The following is an 11,861-nucleotide window of genomic DNA, read 5'->3' on the forward strand; positions in this document are numbered from 1 at the left end:
ACGGCGTAGATAAGTCTACATAATTACAGATTATGTTAGATTTTTAGTAGCGGTATCATTGGGTTCAGGACACACCTGCCTCTGGGATCTTTTATCAGCACGAACAGTCACAGGATAAGACGATTGAACACCAGCGACCTCTTCCGGTGCGGCAGGCTTAACCAAGTACCGCTTGTATCGCCCTGCCATTTTTGTCAGCCCGTTCCAGAAGTCTCGATAATAACTGGAATGGGTAGTGGCTCCGTTTATTTTATCATTTCCGTCCATTTCTTTTATTTCCCTCTATGGGTCCAGAGTCCGGTAATAGCACTCAGTTGTCATTATAGTTTCAACGAAGAAGCCTGGTATTTAGAGGACGATCACGATTTTTATCAGAGCTGCAAACCAATTCGTTGCAAAAACATGGGCATTCACTCTTAGCAATAGTTATAATATAACGTTTCACTTACAGACTGACACAGTTGCCCTTTATGATTTTTTCGAGAAAACCAAAGATACTATTCTGGCTGTCAGGCCTTTTACTCTCTCTATCACTGCCGACCCAGAGTCAAGAACCCCCCAAAGTGCTAACCTCCATTAAGCCCGTTCAGCTGATTGCTGCTGCTATCACCGAAGGTGTCACTTCGGCTGAAGTGCTGCTTCCTCCGGGAGCCTCTCCCCATAGTCATAGCCTGAAGCCTTCAGACGCCAGAAAGCTTTATGAAGCCGATGTTATGTTCTGGGTCGGACCCGATATGGAAGTCTTTCTGGATAAAACCCTGTCAGGTTCAACAAAAGCGGCCTCCGTGCCCTTGATGCAGGAAAGCAATCTGGAGCTTCTGAAGATGAATGAAGGAGAAGAAGAGATCCATCATCATCATGCCGAAGAAAGCGACCATCATCATCATGGCGAATACGACGTTCACATCTGGCTGAGCCCGAATAACGCCATAGCCATAGCCGAAACCATATCAGAGAAGCTGAGCGAGCTGGATCCTGAGCATAAAAAACAATACACGGATAATTACCATGTATTCAAAAAAGCGGTTCAGGCAGCTGACAAGCACAACATCAGCAAACTTGCTGTCTACCACAATCAACCCATGTTCGTTTTCCATGATGCTTATGGTTACCTGCAAAGGCATTACGAGTTGAATATTGTCGATCATTTCACTGCTAACCCGGAACAGCAGCCGGGTGCGAAACATCTTACTCAATTGCAAGAAAAGCTGAAAAAAGCCGGCAATAGCTGCGTTTTCCGTGAACCACAGTTCCAGCCTGCTTATATTGACCGGATCATTGATGGTACTGATGCCCATGTTGCTGTGCTCGACCCTCTGGCAACAGATGCAGCTGTAGGCCCTGATGGTTATATAGAGTTCATGGGCAGTTTGACGGATAACATTATCAGCTGCCTGAAGCAGTAACCATCGCTTAGTGCATGACACTCTATAAGGATGGAAATGCATGCATCAATCTCTATAACTTGAGATATTGTCTTGGTTCCCATGTTTTGTTCCACAGGGCATGGAAGCCAGACCCTTGCCCCGACGATTGGACGAGGGTTTACGGCGATTTAGCTAAAGCCTGAGCCCCATAAAACTACCGCCAAGAAACGCGGCCACAACCAGAAAGGGCAGAAGGGAAGCCAGCAGGGTTACCCACATTTTGAGCTTTGAGCGTTCCAGACGCAGATTCCATCGTTCTGCCGAAAAAGTCTGATCATCATCAAGTTCTGTGGATAACCCGCAGCTTGAACAGGTCACCTGCCACATTTCAGTGTCCCCAACCATCATCCTTGCCAATTCGGCTTCACCCAGACAACAGGGACACTTTTCCAGCTTCATAACGTCTCCTTCCTGTTTATGCACACATGAATGACAGCTTTTTCCAATACTTTTAACAGGTTATCCACAGATAGAGCTGTTATTCAAGGGCTATCTCATTAAGGAGCACTGCATTAGAAATGAGAGACGTGGCAATGTCCGTGAAGGTTTTAGACGGCAATATCGCCAGCTAAATGAACACGTATGTTTTGTGTCAGGGCCTGTGTGGCAAATGCCTGAACCACTTCTTTCAGGTTTTCTTGCGGTACATAGGCAATAGAGATGTGATTGCTCTGGTGACCCGCCATCAGGTCATCGCGGCCTACACCGTCCAGTACACAGTTCATCAAAGGCCACTCTTTACAGGTTGCATGAAGACGCCGCTGGAACTCTTCCTGAGGCAGTTCGAAGGCAGTGCCGGTGCCGATATGCATATGAACTTCCGTACCTTCATAATGTGCACGAGCCCATATAAACCTGCCTGCTTTACTCTGGCCGCTCACAGTAGAACCGCCTAACGGGAAATACATGGCAGGCTGACGGTGACCGACAGCACCAGCAATACCACCATTGATGTGTTCAAAAGGTATAGAACCGGAAATTTCGAAATCCCAGTAGAACGTGCCTTCAAACTCACTGCCCCAGCGAATATCGTGCAGGGTTGTCTCCGATGGCAGACCCAGACTGTCGAGCAGACGGAACATCATGGTTTGTGGTATGGCGGTCCCCATGTCAACTTCGTTAATGCATGGAATGGGCTTGCCTTCGGAAATCACTTCGCCATTTTCGTCTTTTATAGGGAAGCGGGCGGTTGAGCCGATGGCACCTTCCGCAAAGTCCGAGGCAGCACAACTGTCTTTCAGGCCTTGTTGATACTGAACACCCACGCTTGTCAGGCCAAAGCGTTTGGTGGCGCGAGCCATGGCGATCATCATGGCGCACTGCTCTTTTACCTGCTCACGAGTCAGTTCTGTGGCTGCATCGGTACCAAATCTGAAGTCCATGCCGCGATCGATATACCACTGCAAACATTCTTCGCGCTGCTCTTCGGAAACAAGGTTCATGTCATGTAAAAGGGCGGACTGGGATAATGCCTCAATGGGCATACCAATCCTGACCAGGGATTCCTGAGGAAATATGCCGTTCATCATGCCCATGCAGAACATGTCGTATAGCCCCATAATCTCCTTGTTTTTGAGAATGAATTCCCCTACCCGCTGACCTATTTTACCTGCCTCTGTGTTAGTCATTGGGTGTTCTTTGGTGATTTCTTTCAAATAAGAGGTATCGTGTTCAATCTGTCCGCTTTCCAGCCACGATTGCAGGCTCATGTAGAAGAAATCATCGTCAAAGTTTTCGGACCAGAGGCGGCTGTAATCTCTACCCAGGCTGGTCAGGGTGCCAGCCATGCACAGAGCCCCCACCAGACCGGGCCATGTTCCATCGAAGTTAGCCAGCAGCAGGATGGGGCCTTCATGATGCACCAGAGATGGTGCCACATGGTGAGAATATTGCCATGCGGTCATCAGCATAATAATCGGAGCCTCAGGGTCAAGAGAGGCCAGTACATCAGAGCCTTCACGCTGGTTGCTGATAAAACCATGTCCCTGCGCGTCCTTTACGGGATGAGCACGTCGGACTCTGAAATCAAACTTCTCTTTTAAGACGGCTTCCAGTTTTTTCTCAAAAGATTGCTGAACTCCCCAGCATGTCCGGTTAGCAGTATCCCGCAAGTCGCCATTGGCAATAACGAAGACTTCTTTATTTTCCAGAGAACCAGGTTCTTTTTTCTCGGGCAGGGTCAGAGTTATAGCAGTCACAATATGCCTCCATCAGGCTATGAGTTCCAAAAGCTCAGGTTATTTTGTGTTCATCTGACTAAAATCCACACATCATGGCTTTGTACTTCATCTGGTCTTCGTGCATTTCGTGAAAGACCTTGTACTTGGCATCATGAAAAGCCCGGGTTGATGTTTGAGGTTTGATGACGTTGCCTGTGGATGACATAGCAGACATGGCGTCCTTTAACTCGTCATAATCACCACAGGCCGTTGCCGCCAGCATGGCAGAGCCAAGGACGACTGCTTCGTCCTCTTTACTGAGGACGATTTCACAACCTGTTGCATTAGCGTGTTCACGAAGCCACAGAGGATTTTTCGTACCTCCGCCGCACATATGAATGCGATTTATTTGATGACCAGCGAGGTTCATCGTTTCGATGATGTGACGTGTACCATAGGACACTGACTGAATAGCAGCCATATAAATTTTGGCCAGCTCGGTCAGGCTCTCATTCAGTGATAAGCCTGAAACCATGCCCTTTAAATAAGGGTTAGCCCGGGGTGAACGATTGCCATGATGATAGCCCAGCAAATGAAAGTGAGCAGTAAAATAGGGGTTTTCAGTCTCAAGCCGGGCAACCTCTTCATTCAGAATTTCATACTCACTGCGCTCCTGCCGTCCGGCCAGTTTCATGAGTTCCGGATAAAAAACATGGTCGCGAATAACGTGGTCGATCAGAGAGCCGACAGATGACTGTCCTCCTTCACTCAGCCACATGCCCGGAACCATAGCACCCCAGTATGGCCCCCAGACACCATCAACAAAAACCGGTGTTGTGCTGACGGCCATATGACAGGAAGAGGTTCCACCAATAATGGCGAGGGTTGATTCCGGCTGGTCGCCAATAATGCCAACGCCTCCTGCATGGGCATCGATCATGCCCACAGAAACAATAGTACTGGTGGTCAGCCCCAACGCTATTGCTGCGGCATCCGTCAACTGTCCGGCAGGCGTGCCCGGGTCAACGATGGCCTGACCGATTTTTTCACCAACAATCAGGTCTTCCAAATCCAGCTGCCGGAACAAAGAGGTATCCCAACGTTTGTCGTGGGCAAGATAAGTCCATTTGCAAACTTTGGTACAAGTGCTCCGAACATCCCTGCCAGTGGAGCGATAAACCAGATAATCCGACAGGTCGAAAAAACGCGCAGTGCGTTCATAGTGCTTTGGTAGGTGGCGTTTCAACCATTTCAGTTTAGGCAGTTCCATTTCAGGACTGACTTCACCACCCACAAACTTCAGAACCTCACTTCGTGTGGCATTCATTTCGGCAGTCTCTGCCAACGCCCGGTGATCCATCCACATGATGATATTCTGATCATCCAGTTCCGTCGGCGAGACGGTTACAGGGCAATCATCCGCGTCCACAGCAACCAGAGAGCAAGTTGCGTCAAATCCGATTCCCTTTACCTGCTCCGGCTTGATTGCTGAATCAGTCACTACATCTTTTACAACGTTACATATCTGCTTCCAGATATCAGACGACGATTGTTCAACAAAGTCCGTAGCAGGACGAAACTGCTTGATTGGGCTGGCAGCCAGGGCGATTTTCTCTCCCTTCGCGTTGAACAATCCCGCCCGCACACTGCCCGAACCCACATCCACACCAATGTACAAATGTTGCATAAATCGTCGTCAGGGTACGCCATTACATGAATTCAGGGAGATTGAATATTTGTAGCGTAAACAGATTCTTGTCATAGAAGCACTACTCCTCAGGCTATCTTGCTGCAACAATATTAGGCTATAAACCAAAGAGCGTATTTTATTCTGGAATCTATTTGTTATGAGACTGAATCAAGAGCCTGAGGTATTACTCATGGGCCACCCTCTGTTGTTTCAGGAACAACCTCAGGTCGCTGTCGGAGAAATAACTTCAGATGACTTCCAGCACAACCTTGAGATCCTCAAGCAAAAGCAATTGTGTACCCTGGGAGTAGGGCTTGCGGCTCCCCAAATAGGTTGGCCCGCCCGTGTTTTCAGTCTCGGTATTTCAGAAATCAACCGATCCAGATATCCTCAGGCTCCAGACATCCCTTTTGCATTCTGGATCAATCCACAAATCATCAACTTCAGCAGCAACACTTGCTGGACCTGGGAAGGCTGCCTTTCGGTTCCGGGCATGAGGGCATGGATTGAGCGTCCTGAGAGCATCACAGTGGTTGGCTATAACGAACAGGGAGAGCGCCAGCAAAGAGACCTGTCAGGTTTTACAGCCCGGGTCATGCAGCATGAACTGGATCACCTCGATGGAAAACTGTTCCCTATGAGGGTGGAAGATAAAAGTCTGATTATTCCCAACCAATCGATTGAGCATCAGGAAGAATGGGCAAAAGATTGGCCAACCGGAAGTGCTCGCAAAACGATACGTGGCCAGATTTCCGATACGCGGTAATGAAACTAGAAAATCTCATCACCGCCATCAATCAGATGAGTCGTGTCATCCTGAACACGTAACTCCTCACGATATCGGCGACGGTTCAGCAGTTTATTCTGTACTGGATCTGGCAACTCGGTAAACTGAATGATCTGCTTATCAATGAGCAGGTCGATCAGGTCTTCAAGCACGCGAATAAAATCGGCATCCGCCGCCTGCATAACCTTGCCACCAAGGGTTGGGTTTTGTTGCAGGAAGGTATGTACGGCTTCGTCTTCCAGATTGACGAGCTCCCAGTCTTCTGTAAGTTGCTTGTCTGCAACTGCCTGAATTTCACCTTTTTCATCTTTGAGTGCGTATAGCATCCTGCCGCTCCTAAATCCGCCGGTTGATAGGTAATGACTGTAGCAAATCAGAAATCAGCCCCCGGCTGATATCAAACAGATCATCGCCCTGCAGGCCTTCACTGGCACCGTTTACATCCCAGATCACTTCACCACTGCGGATATCAATAACCGTCAACCCCATGGAAACATGGGGCCTGCCACTGTCATCGTAATACCACTCGAAAATCTCACCGGCGAGCGCGAAGCTGATGTCATTCTGCTTGGCCCACTGCATGCCATTCTGGTAACGATGAGCTGCTTGCAGAGATTTTGAGGCTGTCGTCACTTCCGACTCAGGGTACAAACGGGCCTCCTCAATGCCCCGCGAAGGCAAATTAACCATCAGTATTCTTTCTACCTGAGTGGTAATACTGGTCGCTTTACTGTGATTAACAAAGGGAAGGACGGCCCAGTCAGCGGTACCTGGCAACCCTTCCCGATAAAGACCTGAAGTAGCCGCTGTACCACCCAGGCCACCCGAGATATTAAAACCGCCAGACTGACACCCTGTCAGAACCAGCATTGCTGTTAGCATCAGTATTAAAAATCCGGGCCTGGTTTCATTGAACATAATCTTTAAGTTCTCCATGGTTCAACCTTAACCATTGCAGCGCAATGACAGCCGGAGCGTTGGAAATACGACCATCTACAACCATCTGCCAGGCTTGTTCTGCTGTTAACACATGCACTCTGATATCTTCACCTTCTTCCGCCAGTCCGTAAACCCCGCCAGCCGATGAGGCATCGACAATGCCGCAATAAAGCATCATACGTTCATTGGTTGCACCGGGGCTGACGTAAAAATTGGAAACCGGTAAAAGATGCTTCACTTCACAATCAGCTTCTTCTTTTACTTCACGAATAGCAACCGATTCCAGGGATTCACCCGGCTCAGATATGCCCGCAACCACTTCGAGCAACCAGGGGTCGTCATCGCTCATCAGAGGGCCTATGCGAAACTGCTCGACCAGCACCACTTTTTCCAGAACCGGGTCATAAAGAAGTACACCTACAGAGGGCACTCGCAAAACCGCTTCCCGATCCAGTGCTTTACTCCACCCTCCCCGGAAAAGGGCATGTCTGACTTTATATCGGCATAGCTTCAGAAATCCAGACCAGACTCGTTCTTCGCTTTCAATATGAGTGTCTTCGACTCCAAAACCAGATAATTTCATAGCACACCTTATTGATATAAATGATGCTGAAGAATGTAATCATGAACCGAAGGCAGCAGCAAAGCAGCCAGGGCTTTTTGGTTGTTATCGTCTGAACTCCCCGAAACCAATAACTCCCTTACCCGGGTACTGCGAATATTCTGACGTTCACGGGCAGTAAAGACCTGCCAGCGCTGTTCAATGTCCTTAGATCGATAGAAGCGCTTCCAGTTCCGGGGATCCGCATTATCGGGTCCTCTGATAAACCCGAGCTGATCCCCGGGGTACTTCTGCTCTAAACGTTCCAGCAAATCAAAGGTATAGACTGGCTTTTCGGGATTATCTGCCAGCATTTCCTGCTCAATCCCAGAAACTTCTATCTGACATTGGGGCAGTTGTACTGAGTTCATCAGCCGCTGGCACATGGCCATCCGGTGATGAAACGGTAGCATCGACTTGGAAAAAGCATGGGCAGCGCTGGGCACCAGCAATATCAGGTCAAACTGCTGCCGGGCCTGTTCCAATACATCCAGATGCCCCAATGTTGGCGGGTTAAACGCAGAACCCAATATGCCTATTTTCCTGGCGGTCATAGTGTTGTTTCCAAAATCACACTCTTTGGTACTTCCACTTCCACTGCGATGGGCAAATGATCTGAAATAGGCAGATTAAGGACACCGAACTGATGGACTATCAAGGAAGGGCTGACCAGAATATGGTCCAGTGAGCGACTGGGGCGCCAGCTGGGAAAAGTATTTAGTTCTGAATGAACAGCCTGCAAGTCAGTGTCTTTCAGTGGTGAGTTATTGAGCAGTTGTTCAGCGTGGGTATTCATATCGCCCATCAGAACCACATGATTGTAAGTTCTGACCAAGTCTCTGATATAGGAAAGTTGGCCATTTCTGGCCCTCTGGCTGAGAGCCAGATGCATCATCACCACGACTAAAGGGTTCCGGGTATCTCCAAACCGGGCAACGATTGCTCCCCGTCCCGGAATCAATCCGGGCAGTTTGTGATCTTCAAGAATAGTGGGCTTGAAGCGACTCAGGAATCCATTGCTGTGCTGCGCCAGCTTGCCGAGATTTCGATTCAACTGGTGATACCAATATGGAAACTGGCATTTAAGGGCAAGGTATTCGGTTTGATTGATAAAACCGCTTCTGAGGCTTCCACCGTCGGCTTCCTGAAGAGCGACCAGATCAAAATCGGGGAGGGCAGCAGCAATCTGATCCAGTGTTCTTGCCCGCCTGGAATGAGGTAAAAGGTGTTGCCAGCCGCGAGTCAGATAATGACCATATTGCTGAGTATTGATGCCTACCTGAATATTAAAGCTCAGCAGACGAATGTGCCCGGGCTTTTGTGATCGGGGGTTGTAAACCAGCTCACTGCGGTGAACGGATCCCGGAGCTCTGTCCCTCTTCAAACGAGAAGACAAGGCCCCCTTCAAAGCTCTAATCGGCATCAGTGAAACCTGAATTCCGGATGCTGTTCAGTCCAGCATCTATCTTGTTGAAGGGGTCATAATGTTCAGCTTTTTGCCTGTGACGCTTGCTTAGCCTCAGGCTCTGCCTTGGCTGCACGCTCATCACGCACCTTCTTGATCAGGAAATCAGCAATAACAGGCATGTTTTCCAACCCCACCCTGGGTTCAATAACATATCGGCCATCAACTACCAAAGCTGGAACACCGTTTAACTGATAACCTTTGATTTTTGAACCACCCTGATTCATCAGGTTCAGAACTCCGAAGGAGTTATAGAAGCTGGCAAATTGCTTGGGATCAATACCGTGGCGATTCTGAAGAAAGTCCCCCATGGCTCTCACGTCGCCAAGACGGTTATTCCGATTCTGAATTTCAGCAAAAATACTTTCGTGTATTTCGTTCAGTTTTTTCTCTTCAGGAATCATAGTTTCCAGAGTGTAGTAAAGCTGGGCATGGGCTTTCCAGATGTTTGGACCAAAGAAACCAGGCGTACGAACTACACGAGTGTCCTTTTCCAGAGAAGGCTTCCAACGCGCAACAATGGGTTCCAGAGTGTAACAATGCGGGCAGCCATACCAGAAGACTTCTGCCACTTCGATCTGGCTTTTCTTCACTGAAGTCTGAACCGGGTTAGACAGAACCTGGTAATCCTGACCTTCCTTGTATTTGTCCTCTACAGCAGCCTGCGCCATTAATGGCAAAACCAGAGCCAACCATAAAAATTTCAGTTGTTTTGGCATCTAAATACACTCCAAGCCTTTTATAATGATCTATCTGATGACAAGTTAACAGAAGTCCGGGGGCCCGTCTGCCTGAATTTGATACGTTCGTTGGTTCGTAAATCGGTTATACGCAGGGCAGGCTTGCACAGGAGTACCATTGATTGGCATTTTTCATGGTAAAAAGCTCAGACGAAGAAAATATGTCCCTCTTCCTTCCAGTCATAAAAAACGGTTTGCAACTCATCATTGCAAACCGCTTTTTGCGCTTATGGCTAAACCACTGCACTATCAGCTCTTCTTAAACAGCCGATAGTGTTATCTGTTATCGCAGACCACTGATATAACTGGACAGAGCGTCCACTTCCTTATTGCTCAGCTTTTCAGCGATGCTTCTCATCACTTTGGTGTCGCCATCATTCATACGAACGCCCTCGCGGAAATCACGCAACTGCTTAGCCGTGTACTGAGCGTGCTGACCACTGATTTTCGGGAAGCCTGCCAAAGGGTTACCCTGACCGGTTGGAGAGTGACAGGCAGCGCAAGCAGGAATGCCTTTCTTCTGATCACCAAAGCGGTATAGCTGTTCGCCCAGCCCCACCATTTCAGGATCGGCTACCCCCTCAGGCGCAGGCTGACTGGCATAGAAAGCAGCGATATCTTCGATATCCTGTTCTGTCAGCTGCCCTACGAAAGGCATCATTTCCGGAACACTGCGGTTACCGGCCTTAATGTCTGAAATCTGTTTAACCAGATAGCGTTCGCCTTGCCCTGCCAGATTGGGGAAATTGGGAGCCAGGCTTACACCTGTTGCTCCATGGCAGGCGGTACAGTTTGCCACTTTGGCTTTTCCAGCATTTGCATCCCCTTTCGCAAATGCCACACCTGATACCCCCAAGGACACTACCAGAGCGAAAATAACTTTTTTCATTAACCTGACCCAGCTACGGCACTTGCCATGAGTGACTGTTATTATTCCAACCTTTCCAGTCAGCTGTTCAGCATCTGTTTGTAAAGGCGGAGACCTCTCTGTCTTTACAAACATCCTCATTATTCAGCTGATTTTTTCGACCTGTTTTCGGCCTTTATTCTGAAAATGGTGGATTAAAATGGCTGCATATGCCTCAAAACGACCGCCATTATATACCTTATTGCTATTTTCCGATAGGTGGTCGAGCCCAGTAAATTCGCCGCTGTTCAGACAAACTGTTTTTTCCCGGGACATCTGGCTCATGATAACCGGCTGCCAATCGTCGGCAATTGCTTTTCAGCTATTCCATTTGATCCACAAGTCAAGCAAAATTGCGCCCACTTTTCATTTCTATGGTAAAACTCCCTGACCAGGGAGCTTGCTGACAGGTCTGACACATGAGTGAACCCAGAAGCGGTTTAAATTATCGCAAGGCCAAATTTCTAACCAGCGCCCCCAGGCTGAAACTGTGCCCGCCCGATAATGGCAGGGAAGTCGCTTTTGCGGGTCGCTCCAACGCCGGTAAATCCAGTGCCCTGAATACTCTGGTGGGCTCAAAAATTGCCCGCACCAGTAAAACACCCGGACGCACCCAGCTGATCAACTACTTCAATATTGAAGAGAGCATCCATCTGGTTGATCTTCCCGGTTACGGCTACGCCAAAGTGCCGGAAGCGATGAAAATCGAATGGCAAAAACATCTCGATGATTATTTAACCAACAGAGAGTCTCTGATCGGTCTTGTGCTACTGGTGGATATCCGCCACCCTCTGAAGGAGTTTGACCGGATGATGGTCCAGTGGAGCATTGAATCTGAAATGCCACTGCATATTCTGTTAACCAAGAGTGACAAGCTGAAGTCTGGTGTCGCCAAACAAGCCCTGAATCATCTAAAAAGAGAACTCTCTGAGTATCCGCAAATTTCCATGCAACTTTTTTCTGCCCTGAAGAAAACCGGTGTTGATCAACTGGCACAGCGTCTGGATACCTGGCTGCTGGTCGATGATGAAGAACTGGAAATGCAGGATTGACATCCTCCCACCACTAAACCGCAAGCGGTTATAGTGGGGGATTCCCGTTAGTCACCTAACAGGCTTCCTGTTTCAACACGCCTTCCCTAGATGG

Annotated in this window: 14 protein-coding genes; 3 read left to right on the top strand and 11 right to left on the bottom strand. The window is 48.6% G+C overall.

Annotated features, from left to right (window positions below; translation table 11 throughout):
• Nucleotides 1-30: 30 nt before the first annotated feature.
• Complete coding sequence (locus KDK17_RS09480) at nt 31-267, bottom strand: hypothetical protein (RefSeq protein WP_257254130.1); 237 nt, start codon at nt 265-267, stop codon at nt 31-33.
• A 203-nt stretch (nt 268-470) separates the two neighbouring features.
• Here KDK17_RS09480 and znuA point away from each other — a divergent pair, with 203 nt between their 5' ends.
• Nucleotides 471-1,406 (top strand): zinc ABC transporter substrate-binding protein ZnuA, encoded by a 936-nt coding sequence (gene znuA / locus KDK17_RS09485; protein ID WP_257254129.1) that lies wholly within the window; start codon nt 471-473, stop codon nt 1,404-1,406.
• A 153-nt stretch (nt 1,407-1,559) separates the two neighbouring features.
• Here the strand turns inward: znuA and KDK17_RS09490 are convergent, their stop codons facing one another.
• From KDK17_RS09490 to KDK17_RS09500, 3 genes are all read right to left on the bottom strand, one after another.
• Nucleotides 1,560-1,826 (bottom strand): Lar family restriction alleviation protein, encoded by a 267-nt coding sequence (locus KDK17_RS09490; protein ID WP_257254128.1) that lies wholly within the window; start codon nt 1,824-1,826, stop codon nt 1,560-1,562.
• A 149-nt stretch (nt 1,827-1,975) separates the two neighbouring features.
• Complete coding sequence (locus KDK17_RS09495; protein WP_257254127.1) at nt 1,976-3,625, bottom strand: hypothetical protein; 1,650 nt, start codon at nt 3,623-3,625, stop codon at nt 1,976-1,978.
• A 58-nt stretch (nt 3,626-3,683) separates the two neighbouring features.
• Nucleotides 3,684-5,273 (bottom strand): FGGY-family carbohydrate kinase, encoded by a 1,590-nt coding sequence (locus tag KDK17_RS09500; RefSeq protein WP_257287934.1) that lies wholly within the window; start codon nt 5,271-5,273, stop codon nt 3,684-3,686.
• A 160-nt stretch (nt 5,274-5,433) separates the two neighbouring features.
• Here KDK17_RS09500 and def point away from each other — a divergent pair, with 160 nt between their 5' ends.
• Nucleotides 5,434-6,042 (top strand): peptide deformylase, encoded by a 609-nt coding sequence (def, locus tag KDK17_RS09505; RefSeq protein WP_257281628.1) that lies wholly within the window; start codon nt 5,434-5,436, stop codon nt 6,040-6,042.
• Nucleotides 6,043-6,047: 5 nt separating this feature from the next.
• Here def and KDK17_RS09510 read toward each other — a convergent pair whose 3' ends face one another.
• The 7 genes from KDK17_RS09510 to KDK17_RS09540 form a co-directional block, all read right to left on the bottom strand.
• Entirely contained in the window at nt 6,048-6,389 is a 342-nt protein-coding gene (locus KDK17_RS09510; protein ID WP_257252901.1) for a hypothetical protein, read from the bottom strand.
• A 10-nt stretch (nt 6,390-6,399) separates the two neighbouring features.
• The gene (locus KDK17_RS09515) at nt 6,400-6,999 is read right to left on the bottom strand and encodes a hypothetical protein (RefSeq protein ID WP_257252902.1); all 600 of its coding nucleotides are present in this window, start codon (nt 6,997-6,999) and stop codon (nt 6,400-6,402) included.
• Nucleotides 6,971-7,585 (bottom strand): NUDIX domain-containing protein, encoded by a 615-nt coding sequence (locus KDK17_RS09520; RefSeq protein WP_257252903.1) that lies wholly within the window; start codon nt 7,583-7,585, stop codon nt 6,971-6,973. The genes KDK17_RS09515 and KDK17_RS09520 overlap by 29 nt, the downstream gene beginning before the upstream one ends.
• Before the next feature lie 8 nt (nt 7,586-7,593).
• The gene (locus KDK17_RS09525) at nt 7,594-8,157 is read right to left on the bottom strand and encodes an adenylyltransferase/cytidyltransferase family protein (protein ID WP_257281627.1); all 564 of its coding nucleotides are present in this window, start codon (nt 8,155-8,157) and stop codon (nt 7,594-7,596) included.
• Complete coding sequence (locus KDK17_RS09530; RefSeq protein ID WP_257275869.1) at nt 8,154-9,026, bottom strand: endonuclease/exonuclease/phosphatase family protein; 873 nt, start codon at nt 9,024-9,026, stop codon at nt 8,154-8,156. Before KDK17_RS09530 ends, KDK17_RS09525 begins: the two co-directional genes overlap by 4 nt.
• 65 nt (nt 9,027-9,091) lie before the next feature.
• Nucleotides 9,092-9,787 (bottom strand): thiol:disulfide interchange protein DsbA/DsbL, encoded by a 696-nt coding sequence (locus KDK17_RS09535; RefSeq protein WP_257275870.1) that lies wholly within the window; start codon nt 9,785-9,787, stop codon nt 9,092-9,094.
• A 304-nt stretch (nt 9,788-10,091) separates the two neighbouring features.
• Nucleotides 10,092-10,697, bottom strand: coding sequence for a cytochrome c (locus tag KDK17_RS09540; protein ID WP_257253240.1), 606 nt, complete (start codon nt 10,695-10,697; stop codon nt 10,092-10,094).
• 437 nt (nt 10,698-11,134) lie between these two features.
• Between KDK17_RS09540 and yihA the strand changes: the two genes are divergently transcribed.
• Nucleotides 11,135-11,767, top strand: coding sequence for a ribosome biogenesis GTP-binding protein YihA/YsxC (yihA, locus tag KDK17_RS09545; protein WP_257253237.1), 633 nt, complete (start codon nt 11,135-11,137; stop codon nt 11,765-11,767).
• The last annotated feature ends 94 nt before the right edge of the window (nt 11,768-11,861 follow it).

It is taken from the genome of Endozoicomonas sp. SESOKO2, from assembly GCF_024606245.1.
Classification (GTDB): Bacteria; Pseudomonadota; Gammaproteobacteria; order Pseudomonadales; family Endozoicomonadaceae; genus Endozoicomonas_A.